This is a genomic window from Fusicatenibacter saccharivorans (assembly GCF_015557635.1).
GTDB lineage: Bacteria > Bacillota > Clostridia > Lachnospirales > Lachnospiraceae > Fusicatenibacter > Fusicatenibacter saccharivorans.
This window is the reverse complement of sequence record NZ_JADNOP010000016.1, coordinates 12,589-35,411: the sequence shown is the minus strand read 5'-3', so window position 1 is coordinate 35,411 and position 22,823 is coordinate 12,589. Positions and strand designations below refer to the sequence as shown.

At 48.2% G+C, this 22,823-nt stretch carries 18 protein-coding genes and 1 tRNA gene; 17 read left to right on the top strand and 2 right to left on the bottom strand.

The features are described from left to right. Positions 1-30: 30 nt before the first annotated feature. Entirely contained in the window at positions 31-1,398 is a 1,368-nt protein-coding gene (locus tag I2G42_RS13110) for an MATE family efflux transporter (RefSeq protein WP_118640757.1), read from the bottom strand. Between the two features lie 175 nt (positions 1,399-1,573). Between I2G42_RS13110 and I2G42_RS13105 the strand changes: the two genes are divergently transcribed. Together I2G42_RS13105 and I2G42_RS13100 are read left to right on the top strand one after the other, a co-directional pair. Beyond that, entirely contained in the window at positions 1,574-1,723 is a 150-nt protein-coding gene (locus I2G42_RS13105) for a hypothetical protein (protein ID WP_156327623.1), read from the top strand. 210 nt (positions 1,724-1,933) lie between these two features. Next, positions 1,934-2,006, top strand: a tRNA-Lys gene (locus I2G42_RS13100). 211 nt (positions 2,007-2,217) lie between these two features. Here I2G42_RS13100 and trmB read toward each other — a convergent pair. Then, positions 2,218-2,868: a tRNA (guanosine(46)-N7)-methyltransferase TrmB gene (gene trmB, locus I2G42_RS13095; RefSeq protein ID WP_195531138.1), complete on the bottom strand. Its 651-nt coding sequence runs from the start codon at positions 2,866-2,868 to the stop codon at positions 2,218-2,220. Between the two features lie 454 nt (positions 2,869-3,322). Here trmB and I2G42_RS13090 point away from each other — a divergent pair, with 454 nt between their 5' ends. The 15 genes from I2G42_RS13090 (at position 3,323) to I2G42_RS13020 (ending at position 22,579) form a co-directional block, all read left to right on the top strand. After that, complete coding sequence (locus tag I2G42_RS13090; RefSeq protein WP_022461691.1) at positions 3,323-3,634, top strand: hypothetical protein; 312 nt, start codon at positions 3,323-3,325, stop codon at positions 3,632-3,634. Between the two features lie 4 nt (positions 3,635-3,638). Then, entirely contained in the window at positions 3,639-4,679 is a 1,041-nt protein-coding gene (locus tag I2G42_RS13085) for a V0D/AC39 family V-type ATPase subunit (protein WP_022461690.1), read from the top strand. A gap of 11 nt (positions 4,680-4,690) precedes the next feature. Continuing rightward, a complete protein-coding gene (locus I2G42_RS13080) occupies positions 4,691-6,637 on the top strand; it encodes a V-type ATP synthase subunit I (protein WP_373142148.1) in 1,947 nt (648 codons plus the stop codon). Positions 6,638-6,764: 127 nt separating this feature from the next. Beyond that, the gene (locus I2G42_RS13075) at positions 6,765-7,199 is read left to right on the top strand and encodes an ATP synthase subunit C (RefSeq protein ID WP_022461688.1); all 435 of its coding nucleotides are present in this window, start codon (positions 6,765-6,767) and stop codon (positions 7,197-7,199) included. Between the two features lie 50 nt (positions 7,200-7,249). Continuing rightward, complete coding sequence (locus I2G42_RS13070; RefSeq protein ID WP_055220228.1) at positions 7,250-7,558, top strand: V-type ATP synthase subunit F; 309 nt, start codon at positions 7,250-7,252, stop codon at positions 7,556-7,558. 23 nt (positions 7,559-7,581) lie between these two features. Beyond that, the gene (locus I2G42_RS13065; RefSeq protein ID WP_055220230.1) at positions 7,582-8,169 is read left to right on the top strand and encodes a V-type ATP synthase subunit E; all 588 of its coding nucleotides are present in this window, start codon (positions 7,582-7,584) and stop codon (positions 8,167-8,169) included. Next, positions 8,162-9,928: a V-type ATP synthase subunit A gene (locus I2G42_RS13060; protein WP_055228536.1), complete on the top strand. Its 1,767-nt coding sequence runs from the start codon at positions 8,162-8,164 to the stop codon at positions 9,926-9,928. Before I2G42_RS13065 ends, I2G42_RS13060 begins: the two co-directional genes overlap by 8 nt. Before the next feature lie 14 nt (positions 9,929-9,942). Beyond that, the gene (locus I2G42_RS13055) at positions 9,943-11,367 is read left to right on the top strand and encodes a V-type ATP synthase subunit B (RefSeq protein WP_022461684.1); all 1,425 of its coding nucleotides are present in this window, start codon (positions 9,943-9,945) and stop codon (positions 11,365-11,367) included. 20 nt (positions 11,368-11,387) lie between these two features. After that, positions 11,388-12,011 (top strand): V-type ATP synthase subunit D, encoded by a 624-nt coding sequence (locus I2G42_RS13050; RefSeq protein ID WP_055228535.1) that lies wholly within the window; start codon positions 11,388-11,390, stop codon positions 12,009-12,011. A 215-nt stretch (positions 12,012-12,226) separates the two neighbouring features. Further along, on the top strand, positions 12,227-13,984 hold the full coding sequence (locus I2G42_RS13045) for a sulfatase-like hydrolase/transferase (RefSeq protein ID WP_243277187.1): 1,758 nt from the start codon (positions 12,227-12,229) through the stop codon (positions 13,982-13,984). 235 nt (positions 13,985-14,219) lie between these two features. Further along, complete coding sequence (locus I2G42_RS13040) at positions 14,220-15,905, top strand: formate--tetrahydrofolate ligase (protein WP_055228534.1); 1,686 nt, start codon at positions 14,220-14,222, stop codon at positions 15,903-15,905. Positions 15,906-16,091: 186 nt separating this feature from the next. Beyond that, entirely contained in the window at positions 16,092-18,836 is a 2,745-nt protein-coding gene (locus tag I2G42_RS13035; protein ID WP_195531136.1) for a hypothetical protein, read from the top strand. Between the two features lie 165 nt (positions 18,837-19,001). Beyond that, entirely contained in the window at positions 19,002-20,072 is a 1,071-nt protein-coding gene (locus tag I2G42_RS13030) for a BMP family ABC transporter substrate-binding protein (RefSeq protein WP_022461679.1), read from the top strand. Between the two features lie 197 nt (positions 20,073-20,269). After that, positions 20,270-21,637 (top strand): C40 family peptidase, encoded by a 1,368-nt coding sequence (locus I2G42_RS13025; protein ID WP_022461678.1) that lies wholly within the window; start codon positions 20,270-20,272, stop codon positions 21,635-21,637. Positions 21,638-21,877: 240 nt separating this feature from the next. Continuing rightward, positions 21,878-22,579 carry a membrane protein gene (locus I2G42_RS13020; protein ID WP_022461677.1) on the top strand — a complete coding sequence of 234 codons (702 nt, stop codon included), beginning with the start codon at positions 21,878-21,880 and terminating at the stop codon, positions 22,577-22,579. Positions 22,580-22,823: the final 244 nt, after the last annotated feature.

Genomic DNA, 22,823 nt, shown 5'->3' with positions numbered 1-22,823 from the left:
CGGCGGCAGGGACTGCAGATAATGTGAGAATTAATCTTCGACATCGCGGGTAATATTGCGAACCCAGATGTACTTTTTATAATGATGATAAACGGCAGGAAGCTTTACAATTTCATCGAGATTTACAATGCAGTAAACCACCATAACCGGAAGCTTCAGCCAGAATGCGGCAAGAAAGCCAAGCGGTACAGAAAAGCACCACATAGCGCCGATGTTTCCCTGCATATCAAATTTCGCATCGCCTCCGGCACAAAAGATACCGTCGAGAACGGTGGTGTTGACCGATTGTGCCATCAGGTTCAGACCGCAGAAGAGAAGCATGTACTGCAGGTACTCGGCTGCGGTATCGGAAAGTGGGGCAAAATGAACGATGGCTGGGGAAATGAGCATCAGCAGGCCGCCGGTCACAATGCCGATGGCAATGGAGAGATGGCTTAAACGTCCTCCATACTCGCGGGCTTTTTCCAGCTCGTTCGCGCCGAGCAGATTTCCGATCAGAACCCCGGCACCACCGCTCACACCGCGGATCAGGCAGGAGAGGAGGCTCTTGGCAATCGAGGTGATGGAGTTTGCCGCAACGGCATCGCTTCCCATATGTCCCATGATAACGGAGTACAGAACGTAGGCAATTCCCCAGACGAGGGAGGCCGCAAGCACGGGAAGCGTGTAGCGCCAGAAGTCTTCTGAAAGTATTTTCCCTGCGGAAGAGAAGAGGCGGTTCCAGAGAATCCGTACACGCTCCGGTTTCTTTGTCTCGAGATAAGCCCAGATCAGTTCCACAACGCGGGCAGCTACCGTTGCATAAGCTGCTCCGCGGATCCCAAGTGCCGGAGCACCGCAAAGACCGTAGATGAGGATGGCATTTAAAATGATGTTCAGTACAACCGCAGTGGAACTGATGCGGGAGCTGACTGCTGCATGACCGGTGTTTTTCAGCAGGATCAGATAGACCTGCGAAATACCGCAGAGTACGTAGGAGAGTGCAACAGCGCGTAAATACTGGCTTCCGCTTGCAACCAGGGCCGCATCATTTGTAAAGATGCGCATCAGCATTTCGGGACAGAAACCGGCAAGGATGGTAAACAGGCCGGAGAACAGCAGGTTGGTGCGAAGTGCGATCGGAATCACTTTTTCGATCGAAGCGGCATCCTGTTTCCCCCAGTACTGCGCTGCCATAATACCGGCGCCCGCCGCGATGCCTGAGATAAAAAGGCTCAAAACAAACTGCACCTGTCCGGCCAGTGAAACAGCAGACAACGAAGTCTGATCAATCCAGCCCAGCATGATCGCATCCGTTGCGCTGACGAGAGCCAGCATAAAATTCTGGATCGCAATCGGAAGGACGAGGAGTTTTAGTTTCTGGTAAAATTCATCCTTAAAATTCATTCGTGTTTTCATAAAAATTCCCCCAAAGTAAATAGTAGTTTCTGCTGTATTATAGCGGAAAGAAAATGGGAAAACAATGGCTAAAACAAGCTATTTTCTGGTCATTTTTGACATTCCCTGTATAATATAGAAGAAAAAGAACTTTTCCGGTGCCCGTGTCCGGTACGCCGGAAAGCGGAGAAGAAGTTTGATCAGAAAATCAGGTTTCCTTCAGCAGAAACTCCAGGATTTCTGCTATCAGAATAAATATGCCGGCAGCGGCTGTCTTTATAAAATCCAGAAATCCATGCAGGAGCTGGAGAAGCTTTTGAAAAAGAAAGATAAGAAACGGAAGTAGGTTCGGCTGCCATTGGAGCCGTCGTCGAAACAAACGGAAATATACGAAAAAATTGTGAAATTTAATAGAATTATAAGACCTGTTTTCGCTGTTTTTAACAAAAGTAAAGAAACAGTGAAAAAAAGGTTGCTTTTTTCGGCAGAATCCTTTATAATCTTATTTGTGTTCAGCGAGTGGATCATCCAATGAAACACAGAAAAACAAAAGTAAGCGCCTTTAGCTCAGTTGGTAGAGCAGTAGACTCTTAATCTATTTGTCCAGGGTTCGAGTCCCTGAAGGCGCATCGAAAGCACTGTTTTTGCAGACCTGAGAGCTGCGGGGACGGTGTTTTTCTTGTTTTACAAGCAAAATACCAAAAGTCTGTGTATCAACTTTTTTACATTGCGATAGAAACAGAGAAAAACCGGCAGCGGAGCGGTCTTACTTTTCAAGAGACCGTTCTGCTGCCGGTTTGTATTTTGGATGGGAATCAAATCATTTGCGAAAGCATTCCGCTACAGAAACCGTGCCTCCATCTTACAGATCGGGTTTCCGATTGAGGAAAACTTCTCCTCATATTCCGTCATTACATTTCCTTCTGAGAGAACCACATCGTGGTGCAGATCGTATGTGAATGCAGTGAGTTCCCATCCCTCTGCATTTTTCATCTCCTCAAGAGAGAAGTCAAACAGATCTTTATTATCGGTTTTGAATTCCAGTGTTCCGTCCTTCTTTAAAATCTTCTCGTACCGTGCAAGAAACTCATGCGACGTCAGTCTCCGCTTCGCATGGCGGTCCTTCGGCCACGGATCGGAGAAGTTGAGGTAAATGCGGTCAACTTCGCCTTCTGCGAATACTTCCGGAAGCTGGCGCGCGTCCATGCGGATGAAAAACAGGTTTTTAAGTTCTGTTTCTAATTTTTCACGTTTCTGTACCGCGCGGAGCAGTACGCTGTCGTACATCTCAATACCAATGTAGTTGATCTCCGGATGCAGAACCGCCATATCCATCAGGAAGCGTCCTTTTCCCATTCCAACCTCAATATGAATCGGATTTTCATTTCCAAAAACCTCAACCCACCGTCCCCGGCAGCTCTCCGGTTCCTGCACAACGAACGGACAGGAAGCAATCACATCTTTTGATCCTCTGATATTTCTAAGGCGCATATGCGTAAAATTCCTTTCTTAAGTGATAAATATTAGAATAAAAGCCAATCATATCTAGTATATCATAGCTCCCGAAAAAGCAAAACAGAAAAATCCCGTTTTCAAATTTTCGAAGTTTTCAAAATACTGTATACAATATCAACCTGCACATAGCATTTCTTATCAGCAATATGACAATCGGATTGGTTCCATATCGAAATCATATGAGGGGCCATCTTTTGGCTATTGATATTGGAAGAAAAAATATGACCCATTGTCTATTTTTAATCAAAAAGTCGATCGAAATCCCACTTTTTTTTACGATTTCAATATGTCAACTTTGGAAAAAAAGGTGTAGAATACTAACAGCAAAGATGCAGGAGTTTCTCCTGTACTTTTTGCCCTGTATATCAAAATTGGTCAGTGGACCAGGTTTGATTGTTATGCAAATATCATAAGGAGGGAAAGCGATGCTATGGAATCTGTAATTAACAAACTTGCAGAGATCGAAACGGCTGCTACTAAGATTATGCAGGCTGCCGAGAATCAGAAGAAGCTCCAGGATGAGCAGCAGGAAGAGCGGATTGCAAAATTCGATGCAGATCTGGAAGCAGAAACGGCAAAGCGGATTGAAGAGATTACAACGAAACTTCATTCTACTACAGATGCGGATCAGAAAAAGCAGCGGGACTCTGCCGCCGAACTTCTATCTTCACTGGACGCTTATTACGAACAGAATCACGGAACACTGTCCACGCAGATTTACGAAAACATTATAAGGAAGTGAAACGATGAGCGGTCTATTATCCTACAGCGGCCTTACCACAAAGATAAGAGCCATGCAGAGCCATCTTTTAAACGACCAGAATTTTCGGGAAATCGTGGAACTGGAGAGTGTACCGCAGGCAGTTTCTTACCTCAAGCAGCATAAAGGCTATGAGGATCTGTTTGAGGGCTACAACGAAGCTGACCTTCACCGGGGTCAGATCGAGAAAATGCTGCGCCTGACGGTGTACCGGGATTTTTCCAAGCTGTACCGTTTTGCAAATGTAGAGCAGAGAAAGTTTCTTGCACTCTACTTCAAACGATACGAAGTGTCCGTTATCAAAGAATGCCTGAACACGGTATTTGATCACCGTGATGTGGTATTGAACCTGTCCATATTCGACGAGTTCTTTAACAAGCATTCCCAGCTGGACATCAATCTTCTGGCGTCCTCCAGGACGATCGAAGAACTGATTGCGAACCTGAAAGGGACAGAATATTATGCCCCGTTGTCGCAGCTCGCGGATATCGAGCGTCCGACCCTGTTCGACTATGAGATGACCCTGGATCTGTATTACTTTGCACAGATGTGGAAAGACAGATCAAAAGTAGTGACAAAGCGGGATCTGGAAGAGCTGACCGCTGCATGGGGAAGCAAGTTTGACATGCTGAACCTTCAGTGGATCTACCGTTCCAAACGCTATTATCACATGACCAGCGCACAAATCTACGCCCTGCTGATTCCGGTTCATCACCGGCTGAAAAAGGATGTGGTAAAGGCACTGGTAGAAGCCGAGAATATGAGTGCATTTTCCCAGCTGCTGGAACAAACCTATTATGCGAAACGGTATGATTCCTTCAAGGTCGATACGCTGGAATCCATGTATGCAGCCATTATGAAGCACATACTTTCCAGTGAATCCAGACAGGATCCTTATTCCGTTGCCACAATATACTCATACCTCTATCACAAAGAGCACGAGGTAAACCGGCTTATTATTGCACTCGAGTGCGTACGTTACCGTATCAGCGCTGACGAGGCAATGCAGCATATCGCAAAAACTTAATACACGGGGAGGTGTACTCATTGATTGTCAAGATGAAATTTTTGAGCATCACCGGGCCGAAAGCCGACATTGACCGTGTGGTCAACACTTATCTCTCAAAATATGAGATACATCTGGAAAACGCTCTGACGGAGCTGTCTACGATGCAGAATATCACACCGTATATCCAGATCAACCCATACAAAGAGACCTTAAAACAGGCGGAAGATTTTACAGCACTTCTGCCGGAAGAGAAGCGTACCACCACGAAAAGACTTTCCCTGGAAGATGCCATCAACTGTGTCCATGGTTTGGATCACACCCTTGGCCAGTTGAACCAGGAGCGTACAGAACTGGAAGCAAAAAAGAAAGACTTGATGGAAAAAGCACAGAAAATCGAGCCGTTCCAGGATCTGCACTGCAATCTTTCCTCCATTCTGGATTTCCACTTTATTAAATTCAGATTCGGAAAGATCACAAAAGAGTATTACAACAAATTTGAGAGCTACTGCTATGAGAACAGCGATACGGTATTCTACCGCTGCCATTCCGATGAGCAGTATGTATGGGGCATTTACTTCTGCCCAAGAGATCAGGTCACGAAAGTGGACGCCGTATTCTCATCCCTGCACTTCGAAAGAATCTACGTTCCGGACGAGTACAGCGGAACGCCGGAGGATGCTTACGCAGCACTTCAGGCAGAAATCAAAAAGACAGACGATGCACTCAGCGAGTGCTCACGGAAACTGGCAAAATGCCTTTCGGATTCCGCAGAGGATCTGGTTGCAGCAAAAGAGCAGTTAGAGCAGCTCTCCGGCAACTTTGATGTCCGTCGCCTGGCAGCCTGCACGAAATCCAAGAAGGAAACCTTCTATATTCTGTGCGGCTGGATGTCGGAAAAAGATGCCGCTTCCTTCCAGAAGGACATCGAAAACGACACAAATCTCTTCTGCTTCATCGAGGATGATGCAAACAACGTTCTGCGTCAGCCGCCGACAAAGCTGAAAAATCCGAAAATCTTCCGTCCGTTTGAGATGTACGTGAAGATGTACGGACTGCCAAATTACAATGAAATTGACCCTACGATTATCGTAGGACTTACCTATGCATTTATTTTCGGAATCATGTTTGCCGATGTAGGGCAGGGACTGTGTCTGCTGATTGGCGGCGCACTGCTGTACCACTACAAGAAGATGGATCTGGCAGCGATCATGAGTACCTGCGCGGTATTCTCTGTGATCTTCGGATTCTTGTTCGGCAGCTTCTTCGGATTTGAGAATGTCATACCGGCCCTCTGGCTGCATCCGAAGGAAGCGATGACAACGCTTCCGTTCATCGGTTCGATGAACACCGTATTTGTCGCAGCGGTTGCATTTGGTATGTTCATGATTCTGACAGGAATGGTTCTGCATATGATCAATGCAGCAAGAAACCATAAGCTCGGCGAGCTTCTGTTCAGCCAGAACTCCCTGGCAGGCTTCATTTTCTACGGAGCCCTTGCCGTTACACTCGTTCTCCTGTTCAGCGGCCATAAAGCTCCGGCTGTCGGCGTGATGGTAGTCATGTTCGGTATTCCGCTTCTTGCGATCTTCTTAAAAGAGCCACTGGAGCGTATGGTAGAGAAGAAGGGCAATGCATTTCCGGAGACCGGAAAGGGAATGTTCTTTGTACAGGCATTCTTCGAACTCTTCGATGTGCTTTTGAGCTACTTCTCCAACACAATTTCCTTTGTCCGTGTCGGCGCATATGCAGTCAGCCATGCGGCTATGATGGAGGTTGTCCTGATGCTCGGCGGAGCAACAGGCGGCGGCAGCATCAGCTGGCCGGTTATTGTTCTCGGAAATGTCTTCGTTGCCTGCCTTGAGGCACTGCTGGTAGCGATCCAGGTACTGCGTCTGGAGTATTACGAGATGTTCAGCCGGTTCTATGAAGGAGATGGAAAACCGTTTGTTCCGTTTTTGAAAAAAGGCGAGAAATAAAAGAGGATTCAGAGCCATGCAAAATGGAAGCGAATATGGCGGGAAGCTGTATCGGGAAAAAGTGAAAATGGCTCCGGATCGCAGCAAAGAGTAAATTTAATGAATTAACTTCAGGAGGAAAACTATTATGAACTCAGCATTTGTACAGGTACTTACTGCAATCGCAATGGTATTAACCATCGTTGTTCCTATGACTTATTACTTCAAAGGTGAGCACAACAAAAATCGTTACAAAAAATCTCTGGCAGCCAATGTAAGCGGCTTCTTCGGCCTTCTGCTGATCGCAACCGTTGTTTCCTTCGCAGGCGCAACAACTGCATCTGCTGCAACAGAAGCAGGCGCTGGTCTTGCAACCGGTCTTGGTTACATCGGTGCAGCTCTTGTTACAGGTCTTTCCGGTATTGGTTCCGGTATCGCCGTTGCATCTTCCGCAAGCGCAGCTCTTGGAGCAATCAGCGAAGACGGCAGCATCTTTGGTAAATCCATGATCTTCGTAGCTATGGCCGAAGGTATCGCTCTGTATGGTCTGATCATCTCCTTCATGATTCTTGGTAAACTTTGATTCCAAAACCGGAAGGTATTGATCTTCACCTTAAGTTGGAGGAATCATAAATGAAAATGTTCTTGATCAGTGATAACGTAGACACTCAGACGGGCATGCGCCTGGCCGGAGTGGAAGGCGTTGTCGTTCATGAGCGCGAGGAGCTTTATGATACACTGCAGAAAACACTGGCAGACAAAGAGATCGGAATTATTCTCCTTACAGAAAAGTTCGGGAAGGAATTCCCGGACATTCTGGAGGATGTCCGCCTCAACCATAAGCTTCCGCTGCTCATTGAAATTCCGGACCGTCACGGTACCGGAAGAGCGCCGGACTTTATCACTTCCTTTGTAAATGAATCTATTGGATTAAAACTGTAAGAATGCCCTGGAGGTGACACACATTGACTACTGAGGAAAAACTTCAGAATTTTTATAATCATTCCCTGGACAGTGCAAACCGTGAAGCAGAACGTGTGATCGGCGATCACCAGAAAGCTCTGGATAAGATCTTCGAGGAGCATAAAGCAACCGCAAGACGTCAGGCAGAAGAAGAAGTTGCTGCCGAGACCGAGAAAGCAAAACGTGATGTCAATAAGACACTGTCTGCGGATCAGCTTCATATCAGACGGAAGCTGTCCCGTAAAAATCTGGAATTAAAAGAAAAACTGTTTAAAGAAGTTCGTGAAAAACTTACCGCTTATAAAAAGGATCCATCCTATGAGGAGTATCTGGAGCGCAAAATCCGCGAAGCCGTTACGTTTGCCGGAAATGACAAACTGACCTTATATCTGGATCCGTCAGACGAAGCTCATAAGGCTTCCCTGGAGCAGAAACTCTCCGTAACCCTTACCATTTCGGCCATGCCGTTCCTTGGCGGCGTGCGCGCGGTCATTCCGGAGAAAAATATTCTGATCGATAATTCCTTCGAGACCCTTCTGAACGAAGAGCGGGAGAATTTCATCTTTCACGGAGGTGTAGAGCATGAATAAAACCGGAGTTATCTATGGAATCAACGGTCCGGTCGTATATCTGAAAGGAAACACCGGATTTAAAATGTCCGAGATGGTTTACGTTGGTAAAGAACGTCTGGTCGGCGAGGTTATTGCCCTGACAAAGGATACCACTACAGTACAGGTTTTCGAGGAAACCACAGGACTGAAACCAGGCGAAACAGTTACCGCATCCGGAGATGCCCTCTCTGTTACACTGGGACCTGGAATCCTGAACAACATTTTTGACGGTATTGAGCGTCCGCTGTCCGAGATTGCAAAGCAGTCCGGTAAATACATCAGCCGCGGCCTTACCGTAGATTCTCTGGATACAGAGAAAAAATGGGATGTCCATGTAACTGTTTCGGAAGGCGAAGAGCTGATGGGCGGCGCAATCATTGCAGAGACACAGGAGACTCGTTCCATCGTACACAAATCGATGGTTCCGCCGGATGTCAACGGCACGGTTATCTGGACCGCCAAAGACGGAAAGTACACCATCCTTGACCCGATTGTAAAACTGAAGCTGGAGGACGGCACCGAAAAAGAGATCACACTGGCACAGAAATGGCCGATCCGTGTACCGCGTCCAACCCTGAAAAGATATCCGGCATCCGTTCCGCTGATCACAGGACAGCGTATCCTGGATACGATGTTCCCGATCGCAAAAGGCGGCACAGCAGCCATCCCTGGCGGATTCGGTACCGGAAAAACCATGACCCAGCACCAGATCGCAAAATGGTCTGATGCCGATATCATCATCTATATCGGATGTGGAGAGCGTGGAAACGAGATGACACAGGTTCTGGAGGAGTTCCAGGAACTGATCGACCCGAAGAGCGGCAACCCGCTGATGGACCGTACTACCCTGATCGCCAACACATCCAACATGCCTGTTGCAGCCCGTGAGGCATCTCTGTATTCCGGACTGACACTGGCTGAGTATTACCGCGATATGGGCTATGATGTAGCAATCATGGCAGACTCCACATCCCGTTGGGCAGAGGCACTCCGTGAGCTGTCCGGCCGTCTGGAGGAAATGCCTGCCGAGGAAGGTTTCCCGGCATATCTGGCATCCCGTCTGTCCGCTTTCTATGAGCGTGCCGGCATGATGCAGACCCTTTGCGGCGCAGAGGGAAGCGTATCCATCATCGGAGCTGTATCTCCGCAGGGTGGTGACTTCTCCGAGCCTGTTACCATGAACACCAAACGTTTCGTCCGCTGCTTCTGGGGACTGGACAAATCTCTGGCTTACGCCCGTCATTTCCCGGCGATCCACTGGCTGACCAGCTACAGTGAATACCTGCAGGATCTGTCGCCGTGGTACAAAGATCACGTAAACAAAAACTTTGTAGATATGCGGAACCAGTTAATGGGAATCCTGAACTCCGAGAGCTCCCTGATGGAAATTGTAAAACTGATCGGTAGCGATGTTCTTCCGGATGACCAGAAGCTGACCCTGGAAATCGCCAGAGTTATTCGACTGGGCTTCCTGCAGCAGAACGCATTCCATCCAGATGACACCTGCGTATCCTTGGAAAAACAGTACAAGATGATGGAAGTTATTCTTTATCTGTACAAGAAATCCAAAGCGCTCGTGACGATGGGCATGCCAATGTCCGTACTGAAAGAGGACAAGATCTTCGACCGCGTCGTTTCTATTAAATACGATGTACCGAATGACCGTCTGGATCTGTTTGACACATACAAAAAAGATATCGACACCTTCTACGATAAGGTACTCGAGAAGAATGGTTAAGGAGGGAATTCATCATGGCAATTGAATATTTAGGCCTTAGTGAGGTCAATGGCCCTCTGGTTGTTCTGGAAGGTGTAAAAAATGCTTCCTACGAGGAAATCGTAGAATTTACCGTAGACGGCAATGAGAAAAAACTGGGACGTATCGTTGCTGTATACGAAGACAAAGCCGTTATTCAGGTATTTGAGGGAACCTCGAGCATGTCTCTTACCAATACCCATACCCGTCTGACCGGACATCCTATGGAGATCGGACTTTCCGAAGAAATCCTTGGACGTACCTTCGACGGTATCGGAAAACCGATCGACCGCATGGGACCGATTGACGCAGAGGTAAGAAGAAACGTCAACGGCCTGCCGCTGAACCCGGTTACCCGTAAATACCCAAGAAACTATATCCATACCGGTATTTCTGCAATCGACGGTCTGACCACCCTGATTCGTGGACAGAAGCTGCCGATCTTCTCCGGAAACGGACTTCCGCACGACCAGCTGGCAGCACAGATCGTACAGCAGGCATCCCTTGGAGATTCCGATGAGAAGTTTGCAATCGTATTTGCCGCTATGGGTGTTAAATACGACGTAGCAGAGTTCTTCCGCCGGACCTTTGAGGAAAGCGGTGTATCTGACCACGTTGTTATGTTCCTGAACCTGGCAAACGACCCGGTTGTAGAGCGTCTGATCACCCCGAAGGTAGCACTGACAGCTGCCGAGTACCTTGCATTCGAGAAAGGCATGCATATCCTGGTTATCCTGACCGATATCACATCCTTCTGCGAGGCTATGCGTGAGGTTTCCTCCTCCCGTGGAGAGATTCCTTCCCGTAAAGGTTATCCTGGATACCTGTACAGTGAGCTGGCTACGCTGTATGAGCGCGCCGGAATCGTACAGGGCGTAGAGGGATCCGTAACACAGATTCCGATCCTGACCATGCCAAACGATGATATCACGCACCCGATCCCTGACCTGACCGGTTACATCACCGAGGGTCAGATCGTACTGGACCGCCAGCTTCACGGCCAGTCTATTTACCCGCCAATCAGCGTGCTGCCGAGTCTTTCCCGTCTGATGAAGGACGGTATCGGTGAGGGCTACACAAGAGCCGATCATCAGGACGTAGCGAACCAGCTGTTCTCCTGCTATGCAAAGGTAGGAGATGCGCGTTCCCTGGCATCCGTTATCGGTGAGGATGAGCTTTCTCCGATCGATAAACAGTACCTGGTATTCGGTAATGAATTCGAGCATGAATTCATCGGCCAGGGAATGGATGAAAACCGTTCCATGGAAGATACGCTGAATAAGGCATGGGAGCTTCTTGGACTGCTTCCGAGAGAAGAGCTCGACCGTGTCAACACCAAGGTTCTGGATCAGTATTATCATCCGACCACCATTGATGCAGTAGCAAAAGCAAAGGCAGAAGCCGATGCCATGAATGAGTAAGCGAGAGGAGTGAGATCGGAATGGACCCGAATACCTTTCCTACCAAGGGAAACCTGATTCTTGCAAAGAACTCTCTGAAACTTGCCCACATGGGTTACGAGCTGATGGACAAGAAGCGGAATATTCTGATCCGCGAGCTCATGGGCCTGATCGATGAGGCAAAAGACATTCAGCGTCAGATCGATGTGACATTCCGCGAGGCTTATGCGGCACTGCAGATTGCGAACATGGAAATCGGTATCACCAACGTACAGACCGTGTCCTATACCGTTCCGGTGGAGGAATCTATCCGGATCAAGACGAGAAGTATCATGGGCGTGGAGATCCCGCTGGTAGAAGCCGACCCGTCCGGCCAGGCGCCGACGTATGCTTACTACAGCACAAAGGAGTCGCTGGATCAGGCAAGGCAGGCTTTTGAAAAAGTAAAAGACCTGACCTTAAAACTTTCCATGATTGAGAACTCAGCCTACCGTCTTGCGGCGGCAATCAAGAAGACACAGAAGCGTGCAAATGCGCTGAAGAATATCACGATTCCGCATTACACCCAGCTGTCCAAGGATATCGCGGACGCACTGGAGGAGAAGGAGCGCGAGGAGTTCACACGACTGAAGGTCATCAAACAGAGAAAGAACAAGGCAAGCTGATAGTAAGGCTTTCCCGAACAGAGATAAGAGCCGCCCGGCGCTGCGAAGAAATCCGCAGCGTCAGGGCGGCTTTTGCTGTGTTATCTGGTTTTGATTTTATACAAGATTTTAGAAAAAATTTCTATCTTTTTAAGGGAGGGTTTGTTATAATATGTAAAGTATTTGTAAAGAAAATGTAAGATGAAAGCTTTAAAGGAAGTTTTGGAGGCATGAACATGAAACAAAGTAAATGGAAAAAGGCAGGATGCATCGTGCTTACCGTGCTCGCGGTACTGATCGGAACACTTGGCGTTCTGCTTTTTACGTCGGAGCGCTGGATGCGGAAAACCTGGCCGAACCTTAATATGGAAGAGCTTGCCTATCAGCTGAAGGCACCCATTGCCGGAACAAGCCATGATCTGCTGATGAGCTATGTCCGCTCGTGTGCACTTCTGGCAGTGATCGCACTTGTGGCCCTCGTTCTGGTGAGCATTTTTCTGCGGAAAAAGCAGATGGCACACCTGGCATTTGGTCTGACCTGTATCGTGGCCGGCATCGCAAGCATTGCGTATTCAATCAACGACGTCTGGGCAGCGCTTGACATCAAAAATTATCTGAATAATCAGAGTACCTACAACACGATTGTGGAAGACAACTACGTAGATCCGGCGCGCGCCAGGATGACATTCCCGGAGCAGAAACGAAACCTGATTTATATTTATCTGGAATCCATGGAAAGCACTTACGCAGATAAAGCCAACGGCGGTGCTTTTGACAAGAACTATATTCCGGAACTGACTCAGCTTGCCGCGGATAACGTCAGCTTTTCCAACTCTGATCTTCTCGGAGGCGGCCATTCCAGCGTTTACACGACCTGGACGATCGGCGGAATCTTTGCACAGACTTCCGGTTTGCCGCTGAACACCGGCATCGGCCGAAATGAGATGGCATACCAGGAAAGCTTCTTCCCGGAGATCAACACACTCGGAGATGTCCTTGCGGATGAAGGCTACAAGCAGTACTTCTTCATTGGTTCCATCGGCGCCTTCGGAGGCCGTGAAAACTACTTCAAAGAGCACGGCGATTACGAGATCGACGATTACAACTGGGCACAGGAGCAGGGCCTGATCCCGGAAGACTACTACGAATGGTGGGGCTATGAGGACGAAAAACTCTTCGCCTTCGCCAAAGACCGTCTGACCCAGATTGCAGCAGAAGGCGAACCGTTCAACTTCACGATGCTGACTGCCGATACTCATTTCGAGGATGGATATCCGTGCGAACTCTGTGATGAGGAAAACGATGGCGACAATCAGTATGGAATGGTTCTGCATTGCTCGAGCAAACAGGTTACGGAATTTGTTTCCTGGATCCAGCAGCAGGATTTCTACGATAACACAACGATCGTGATCTCCGGCGATCATCCGACCATGGACGCAGATTTCTGTGAAAACATCGACGCAGATTTCCAGAGAACTGTTTATAATGTAATCATCAATTCTGCCGTGCAGCCGCAGCAGGAGAAAAACAGAACCTTCACGACGATGGACATGTTCCCGACTACCCTTGCGAGCATGGGCGTCACCATCGAAGGCGACCGTCTTGGCCTTGGCACCAACCTGTTTTCCGGCGAGCAGACCCTCGCGGAGCAGATGGGCTACGAAGAACTGAACGACGCGCTCTCCCAGAAATCCAAATTCTTTGAGAAAATGGAAGAGAACCTGAATCCGGTCTGGACCAAAGATGAGAATGGATGGAAATTCTATATTGCGGAGGAAGACCGATACGCCAAAGGCGAGTGGGTTACCAACAACCCGCACCGCTATCAGAGCGACACGGAACAGAAGTATTACATCGATGCCGATGGCTATGCCGTACAGGGCTGGAAACTGATCGATGGAAAATGGTACTATTTCTCCAAGACAGGCAGCTGCCGTTTCCTCGTCGGCCCGTGCGATGAGCCGTATGAGGTGGATGAGTCGCAGTACTCCTGAAACTTGCAGTGCATGATAAAAAAGAAGAATTTCAGACAGAGAAAAGTCTGAGATTCTTCTTTTTTTACATTCGGGCAGCCGATCCGCCTTTTGGCGGAATTTTCTGCAATTTTTTGTACAAAACGTATAAAGATTGTGAAATAAATAATTATCAATTGAATGATTGCACAAAACATGGTAAAATACGACTATCAATCGGCGGACAAAGCGGAAAAAGAAAGGGGATTTGAAAACAATGGGTTACAAATCAGACATTGAGATTGCACAGGAGTGTACCATGCAGCCGATCACAGCGATCGCAGAAAAAGCAGGTATCGATGACAAATATCTGGAGCAGTACGGAAAATACAAAGCCAAAATTGATTACAACCTGTTAAAAGAAACAAATGCGGAGGATGGAAAACTGATCCTTGTTACAGCCATCAACCCGACACCTGCAGGAGAAGGAAAAACAACAACATCCGTAGGTCTGGTAGACGGACTTTCCAGAATCGGCAAAAAGGCAATGGTTGCACTTCGTGAGCCATCCCTTGGACCGGTCTTCGGTGTAAAAGGCGGAGCAGCAGGCGGCGGATACGCACAGGTCGTTCCGATGGAGGATATCAACCTTCACTTCACCGGTGATTTCCATGCGATCGGCGCAGCGAACAACCTGCTGGCTGCTATGATCGACAACCACATTTTCCAGGGCAATGCACTGAACATCGATCCGAGAAAGATCACCTGGAAACGATGTGTAGATATGAATGACCGTCAGCTTCGCAGCGTTGTAGACGGACTTGGCGGAAGAACAAACGGAATGCCAAGAGAAGACGGCTATGACATTACGGTAGCATCTGAGGTTATGGCAGTTCTTTGTCTGGCAAGCGATATTACGGATCTGAAAGAAAGACTTTCCAAGATTATCATCGGATATACCTATGGAAAAGTATCCGAACAGAAACCGGTAACAGCAGGTGATCTGCATGCAGAAGGCGCTATGGCAGCTCTCTTAAAAGATGCTCTGAAACCAAACCTGGTACAGACACTGGAAGGAACACCGGCTATCGTTCACGGCGGACCGTTCGCAAACATCGCACATGGCTGCAACTCTGTAACTGCAACCAAAATGTGCCTGAAATTAGCAGATTACACCGTTACAGAGGCAGGCTTCGGCGCTGACCTTGGTGCTGAGAAATTCCTCGACATCAAATGCCGTATGGCAGGTATGAAACCAAACGCAGTTGTTGTCGTAGCAACTGTTCGTGCCCTGAAATACAACGGCGGCGTTCCAAAAGCAGAACTGAACGGCGAAAACCTGGAAGCTCTGGAAAAAGGTATGCCAAACCTTCTGAAACATGTAAGCAATATCACAAACGTATACAAACTGCCTTGCGTTGTTGCAATCAATGCATTCCCGACCGATACCGAAGCAGAACTGAAGCTGGTTGAGGAGAAATGTAAAGAGCTCGGCGTCAACGTTGTTCTGTCCGAGGTATGGGCAAAAGGCGGCGAGGGCGGCGTAGCCCTGGCAGAAGAAGTTGTCCGTCTTTGCGAGCAGCCGAACGATTTCACCTATGCATACGATCTGGAAGGCTCCATCGAAGAGAAACTGAACGCCATCGTTCAGAAGATCTACGGTGGAAGCAGAGTTGTCCTGACCGCAAATGCACAGAAACAGGCAAAACAGTTAGAGGCTCTCGGATTTGGCAACTGCCCGATCTGTATGGCAAAAACCCAGTACAGCCTGACCGATGATCAGACCAAACTCGGCGCACCGACCGGATTCGAAGTTACCGTACGTAACCTGAAAATCTCCGCAGGTGCAGGCTTCATCGTAGCCCTGACCGGTGACATCATGACCATGCCAGGTCTGCCGAAAGTTCCGGCAGCAGAGCGTATCGATGTAGACGCTACTGGAAAGATTACAGGACTGTTCTAATAACACAGGATATTGTCTTGAAAAGACAGAATAAAGCATGAAATAAAACACAGAAAAAAGAGACATTCCTTCGTGAATGTCTCTTTTTTTACGTTTTTATTGCAAAATATTACAAAAGATAATATAATTTCTAATGATAACATAGAGAGAAAAGCAGATATAATATAGTAAGGGAGTTACTTACCAATGACATCGAAGAAAAAATTGAGAAGTCTTCTGGGCGGTACACTTTTTATGGTGCTGATGCTCAGCGTACACCCGACGACTGTTTCCGCGAGTGCTGTGGGGAGCAGCACGGTGATGGACCAGTCTGTGGAGACAGAGGATCAGCAGAGCGGGATGCAGAGTGAAACGCAGACACAGGCTTCACAGGACAGCGTTGCTGCTGTGCGGGACAGTCAGAATGGCTGGGTTAAGGCAGGCGACGGCGGCTGGTATTTTTATGAGAACGGACAGCTGAAAACAGGATGGCTTTACCGGAATGGAAACTGGTACTGGCTGGATCCGGACCGGAACGGCCGCATGGCAGAAAACAGCTGGTTCACATACGATAATAATCTTTATTATGCCAAGGGAGACGGAGCAATCTATAAAAATGGTTTTCAGGAAGTAGATGGAAACCTTTATTATTTCCAGAGCTGGGGCGGCATTCAGAGAAATGTGTATCTCAGCATCAGCGGAAAAATGTACTATGTACAGGAAAATGGTATCGTTGCCCGTGGAATAGTCAGAACAATGAATGGACATGGTGATCTCTGCGCATTTGATGATACTACGGGAGCGCAGATCACACAAAAAGGCTGGCTGAAAAAAGGCACATCATATTATTGGGTAAGAGAAGACGGCGTCCTGCAGACCGGCTGGCTGCTGTACGATGATAACTGGTACTGGTTTGATGATAATGGTGTCATGATGACATCCGGCTGGAAAGAAATCAACAACAATCTGTATTACTTCCGGAGCTGGGGCGGCATTTATAAAAACGGTTTCCAGAGCATCGGAGGAAACGAGTATTATTTCAGGAGCTGGGGTGGTGTATATCGAAACACCTTCTTTACCGTAAAAGGGAAAACCTACATAGCGCAGAATGACGGATCGATCTATCATGCCAGCCAGACCGGCTGGGTTCAGCTGGGAGATCAGACTTACTGGATTAATCAGGATGGTTCTGTTCAGACCGGCTGGCTGAAGCTGGAAGGCAAATGGTACTGGCTGAAAGCGGACGGCACACGTGCTGCATCTGAATGGATCACGTATGACAACAACCGATACTATTTTGACGGTGACGGTGTGATGTACACCGGAATGAAAGAGGTTGACGGAACAAGATATTATTTCCACAGCTGGGGCGGCGTTTACCATAACGAATCTTTTACCTGGCAGGGAAAGAAATACTGGGCAAAGGATGACGGAACCTTCTATACAGGTGTCTGCGATATCAATGGAAAGAAATACTATTTCCTGGAAGACGGCGAGCAGATTACAAAAGAGGGCTGGTATCTGACCAACGGAACGTATTACTGGATCAACAAGGATACGTCGCTTCAGACCGGCTGGGTGAAATATGACAACAACTGGTACTGGATGAAAGAAGACGGTACGATGGCATCGTCTGAATGGATCACCTACGACAAAAACCGCTACTATTTCCGAAGCTGGGGCGGCATGTACACCGGAATTCATACCATCGGCGGAACAAAATACGCATTCCAGAGCTGGGGCGGTCTGTACCATGATCAGACATTTACCATCGGCGGTAAAACATACTATGCCAATTCAGATGGAACATTTGCCACCGGCTGGGTGCAGAACGGCGGAAAAACATATTATTTCGATGAGGACGGCACAAGCCATACGGGCTGGCTGCTTCTGGACGGAACGTATTACTGGATCAACGCCAATGGAACCAGAAGAGATGACGAGCTGTTTCAGTACGACGGAAACTATTATTATGTAGACAAAAACGGCGTTATGGCGACAAGCGGCTGGGTATACTGGGATTATAACTATTATTATCCGAGAAGCTGGGGCGGCATGTACAAGAATGCGTTTATTACCTATGATAATAACCTCTATTACCTTGGATCTGACTCGAAAATGGCAATCGGCTGGCAGTCGATTGGCGGAAATACATACTATTTCCGAAGCTGGGGCGGCATGATAACCGGAAAACAGGTGATCGACGGAAAAACGTATGTGTTCGATGAGGACGGCAAGCTGGTACAGAGTCCGGACGGATTTGAACCGTCCGCGCAGATCGGTGTCCGCACCGTACGGAACTTTCTGAAAAATGCACTGCTTCCGCTTGGAAACACCCTGTATATCTGGGGAGGCGGCCACACAGACGCAGAGGCAGAGAGTTACGGCGTCAATGCGCAGTGGAAACAATTCTTCAATACACAGAATTCCACCTACAACTATTCCGATCATCTGTATGAGTACGGAAAAGGTCTTGACTGTTCCGGCTATGTCGGATGGACCGCACATCAGGTGACGAAAGAGTATGCAACGACAACCTCCACTGGAATGCCGGCCTACTTTGCAAGAAAAGGCTGGGGAACCTGCGTGACAGGCGATACGTCCCAGAAATTTACGCCGGGTGATGTGGTCAGCAAGAGCGGTCATGTCTGGATTGTCATTGGCCAGTGCTCGGACGGCAGCGTGGTTGTCATTCATGCGACACCGCCGTATATTCAGCTTGGCGGAACCGTTTCTTCGACAGGAAGCATTAACAGTGAAGCTATTGAGCTGGCAAATGAATACATGAAAATGTATTATCCGGTTGCGTATGAGCGGTATGGTGTAAAAGTTCTTGACCGGTCCTATCTGACCGGTGTGAATCATTTCACCTGGAGCAGCAGTATCTTAAGTGACAGTGAAGGCTACCGCAGGAAGAAACCGGCAGAAATCCTGAACGATCTGTTCCAGTAAAATATCTTCTATAAAAAATAAGAGAGAATACAAAAAAACTTTGTAGTTCGTGTATTCTCTCTTTCTTTTTGCGCTGGAATTGTCTATACTAGAAGGTGCGTGAAAGACGCAGATCAGAAATACAAAAGAAAAAATCTGGAAAATAAAAATACAAGGGGAGTAAACATGCGAAAGAGCTGGAAATGGGCGCTCTGTCTTGGCGTAGTGTCGTTGCTGCTGCTGGGCGGCTGCGGAAAAGAAAAGACGGAACCAGTGGATCTGGTGCTGGTAACCGACGGCAGTGAGGTAGCTTCCGATGCCGTGTATCAGTCAGCATGGAACGGTCTTGCGCAGTATGGAGACGAGAGCGGTCTGAAATATGAAGCAAGTGTTCCGGCAGGACGGACAACAGAGGACTATGAAAACACCATCAAAGAGGCGGCGCAGAAGGGAGCATCCGTTATCGTCTGTGCCGGAACGAGCATGAGCCGCGCCGTTTACGATGCACAGCGCGACTGGAAGGATGTCCGTTTTCTGCTGCTGGAGGCAGAACCGGTCAGTGAGAGCGGCCGCAGCCGTCTCCGCGGAAATACAGAAAGCCTGGAAATTGATGCATCAGAGGCCGGCTACCTGGCAGGATATGCGGCAGTACAGGCCGGCTACACGCACCTGGGCTATATCGGACAGAAAAACGAAGAGAACGGAACAAAGTACGGGACAGGTTATGCACTCGGTGCAGAGGCGGCCGCTGCGGATCTGGGACTTGGAGAAAACAGCATCACGCTGGATTATACGTATCGGAAAAGCAGCAGCGTATCACCGTCGTATTTGGAAAAAATCAAAAGCTGGTACGGTGAGAGCGGACAGATTCTCTTCTCGGACGGTGCATCGTATCAGAATGTACTTGGCGCAGCAGCATCTGCGGCAGGCGGAGCACTGATCGCAAACGGCGGCGTGGAGGAGTACGCCAATGCCGTGTTGAAAGTACGTCTGGATTATGGAACTGCAGTTTACAATGCGTTAAAAGAAATGAAACAAAAGGATTTTGAAGGCGGGAAAATTGTAACGCGCGGCGTGACCGATCAGGAAATCAGTCTGGAATGGAATCAGGATGCGGTGCCGTCTTTTACAGAGGATCAGTACCGGGCACTCTGTGCGAAATTCTCCGCAGAGGACTTTTCAATCCCCGACGGCGATGCGCTTTCCTCGCCGGATCAATACAAATTGAGTTGTGTGAGTGTACAGAAGGTAAAATAACATGTATCGTTACTGTTCACGAATTGTTTACAAAAAGGCGGGATATTTTTCCTTGCATCCATTTGTGAATTGTGATATTATGTAAAAGAATTGGGAAAAATATTTCAAAATTGTTACAGAATAATTGAATTTCTAAGAAACAGGTAAAACTGGAAACAGAAATCCTACATACAACGAATCAATTTGGGAGTGAAAGAATGAGAAAAAAATTTCTTGCCTTAAGTTTAGCAGTGATCGTAAGTGCAGCTCAGGTAATGACAGTAAGCGCCTCCAAACAGGAGAAGTTACAGCAGCAGCAGGCAGCACAGGCCGAGACCAGCGCACAGCTTGACAACGCAAAAGCAGAAATCGACGATCTGGAAACTAAAAAGAATCAGATTACCGGCGAGATTGATGACCTGGACGCACAGCTTGTCGTAACCATGGCATCCGTTGAAAATCTGAAAAATGAAATTGCAGAGAAACAGACTGAGATTGAAGATACTCAGAAAAAATTAAGTGACGCACAGGCAGAAGAGGACGAGCAGTACGAGCAGATGAAAAAACGTATCAAATTCCTCTATGAAAGCGGCGGAGACAACGGCTGGGCAGCACTGATTCTGGAAGGAAAAGATTTAAGCAGCATCCTGAACCAGGCTGAGTACACCCAGAAATTATACAAATACGACAGAGAGTGCCTGCAGGAGTACATGGATCTGGTACAGCAGGTAACGGATTACAGCAATCAGCTCGCAGACGAGAAAGCAGACCTGGAAGCCAGCGAGGCAGAGCAGGAAGCACAGCAGCAGTCCCTCGAGGAAATGCTCGAGCAGAAGAAAGCCGTTTCCGATGACTACGAGAACCAGATTGCAGACCTGAATGACATGGCTGCACAGTACAACGCAGTCCTGGCAGAACAGAACGCAAAGATCCAGCAGATTCAGGAAGAGATTGCAGCCGAAGAAGCAGCGAAAGCCGCTGAGGAAGCAAGAAAAGCAGAAGAGGCACGTCAGGCAGCAGAAGCAGCCGAGGCAGCGCGCCAGGCAGAAGCTGCAAGACAGGCAGAAGCAGCCGCAAGCAGTGCTGCAAATAATGCAACAACGGCAGACAACACACCGTCCAGCACAGGAAGCTCCACCACGACAACAACACCGTCTAACGGAGGAAGCTCTTACGATGATTCTTCGTCCAGCGATACCAGCAGCTCGGATGATTCCAGCAGCTCCAGCAGCACCGGAAGCGCAACCGGAAGTGCCATCGTATCCTATGCAACACAGTTTATTGGAAATCCATACGTATGGGGCGGCACAAGCCTTACCAACGGAGCTGACTGCTCTGGTTTTATCATGAGCGTTTACGCACACTTCGGATACGACCTTCCGCATTCCTCCAGTGCACTGCGTGGTGTAGGACGCGGTGTATCTTATGCCGAGGCTCAGCCGGGCGATATTATCTGCTACAGCGGCCACGTAGCCATCTACATCGGCGGCGGTGCAATCGTACACGCAAGCAATGAGCGCGACGGTATCAAGATCAGCAGCAACGCAGCGTATACCACGATTCTTGCGGTAAGACGTGTGGTTTAAAAAGGAATTACATAGTAAGAATTTTCAGATCCCGGGAGAGAAAAATCCCGGGATCTTTTGCGTTTTGCTTAAAATTGAGTGCATTCGCGTTAAAACTGTGATATACTAAAGCACATCGGAGATACAAGGGCGTATTGACCAACAGAAGGTCAGTACGCCCTTTTGCTTGTTAGGAAGAAGGGAGAATCGTTATGAAACTGGAAAATTATTTTCGTCGTTTCGGTATTCGGAACGGATCTGGTGCGGAAAGTAGCGTCAGTGCTGTCCATCTGCATTATCGCCGGTCTGCTGATCGTCTACGTCCCGAACATCATCGCCGGAGCCGGAAAGATCGGCGATACTGTAAACGCCATGAAAACCGCAGACCTCCCATTCGGCAAAGCCCTGTACGCCGCATTCCTCTACGGAACCTTCCAGCTTGCTAATGTCGCAGTCTTCGTCCAGCATGCCAAATCCTTCGAAAAACCGCAGGATGCCGGAAAGAGCATGGCAGTCGGTGCCGTATTAAATGCCCTTCTGATGATCATGGTCGTCCTCGGAATCATGACCGTATACCAGAACCCGGAAATGAGCCAGCAGAGCGTCCCGACATTATTTATGGTTCAGCAGGGCGTCGGCAGTAAATTCATGACACCGCTGATTTCCGTACTGATCATCCTCGGTGCCGTATCCACAGCCGTCAACATGGTTGCCGCCATGGTCAAACGAATCCACGCCGGTCTCGCTGAACGAAGCAGCAGAACAGAAACCGCAGGCAAAATCAGCCGCACCCAGATCCTCGCCGCCCTCGCTTGCTGCATCGCAGACTTCCTCATCGCACAGTTTGGTCTGCTGACGCTGATCCAGAAGGCGTACAGCATCCTGGCATACCTGGCAATCCCGGTCATCTTGGTGCCGTACGTGGTGCACATGGCGGTGATGCGGTTTGATACGAAAAAATAGAAAAGAACAATAAAAAATTTGTAACAAAAATTTACACCGCAGAAAGAGAGATTTGCTTCTGGAGAATGGAAGTATTTCGCAGACAGCAGAAAAAAGAAGATTCATGCAGAGCAGACGTGAGTCATAAAGAAATGACATGCGTCTGCCTTTTTTCTGTGCGTCTGGCAGAGTATGTGTCGGTGACAAAGCAGAAAACAGGAACTCTTCTTTGGGACTCGATTGTGCCGTCAAAATATGGTATACT

Excerpts from the sequence above, each read along its gene's own strand:
- I2G42_RS13050 (WP_055228535.1), top strand. The coding sequence starts at position 11,388 with ATGGACCCGAATACCTTTCCTACCAAGGGAAACCTGATTCTTGCAAAG.
- I2G42_RS13040 (WP_055228534.1), top strand. The coding sequence starts at position 14,220 with ATGGGTTACAAATCAGACATTGAGATTGCACAGGAGTGTACCATGCAG.
- I2G42_RS13110 (WP_118640757.1), bottom strand. The coding sequence starts at position 1,398 with ATGAAAACACGAATGAATTTTAAGGATGAATTTTACCAGAAACTAAAA.
- trmB (WP_195531138.1), bottom strand. The coding sequence starts at position 2,868 with ATGCGCCTTAGAAATATCAGAGGATCAAAAGATGTGATTGCTTCCTGT.
- I2G42_RS13025 (WP_022461678.1), top strand. The coding sequence starts at position 20,270 with ATGAGAAAAAAATTTCTTGCCTTAAGTTTAGCAGTGATCGTAAGTGCA.
- I2G42_RS13035 (WP_195531136.1), top strand. The coding sequence starts at position 16,092 with ATGACATCGAAGAAAAAATTGAGAAGTCTTCTGGGCGGTACACTTTTT.
- I2G42_RS13085 (WP_022461690.1), top strand. The coding sequence starts at position 3,639 with ATGAGCGGTCTATTATCCTACAGCGGCCTTACCACAAAGATAAGAGCC.
- I2G42_RS13070 (WP_055220228.1), top strand. The coding sequence starts at position 7,250 with ATGAAAATGTTCTTGATCAGTGATAACGTAGACACTCAGACGGGCATG.
- I2G42_RS13045 (WP_243277187.1), top strand. The coding sequence starts at position 12,227 with ATGAAACAAAGTAAATGGAAAAAGGCAGGATGCATCGTGCTTACCGTG.
- I2G42_RS13060 (WP_055228536.1), top strand. The coding sequence starts at position 8,162 with ATGAATAAAACCGGAGTTATCTATGGAATCAACGGTCCGGTCGTATAT.
- I2G42_RS13055 (WP_022461684.1), top strand. The coding sequence starts at position 9,943 with ATGGCAATTGAATATTTAGGCCTTAGTGAGGTCAATGGCCCTCTGGTT.
- I2G42_RS13090 (WP_022461691.1), top strand. The coding sequence starts at position 3,323 with ATGGAATCTGTAATTAACAAACTTGCAGAGATCGAAACGGCTGCTACT.
- I2G42_RS13030 (WP_022461679.1), top strand. The coding sequence starts at position 19,002 with ATGCGAAAGAGCTGGAAATGGGCGCTCTGTCTTGGCGTAGTGTCGTTG.
- I2G42_RS13075 (WP_022461688.1), top strand. The coding sequence starts at position 6,765 with ATGAACTCAGCATTTGTACAGGTACTTACTGCAATCGCAATGGTATTA.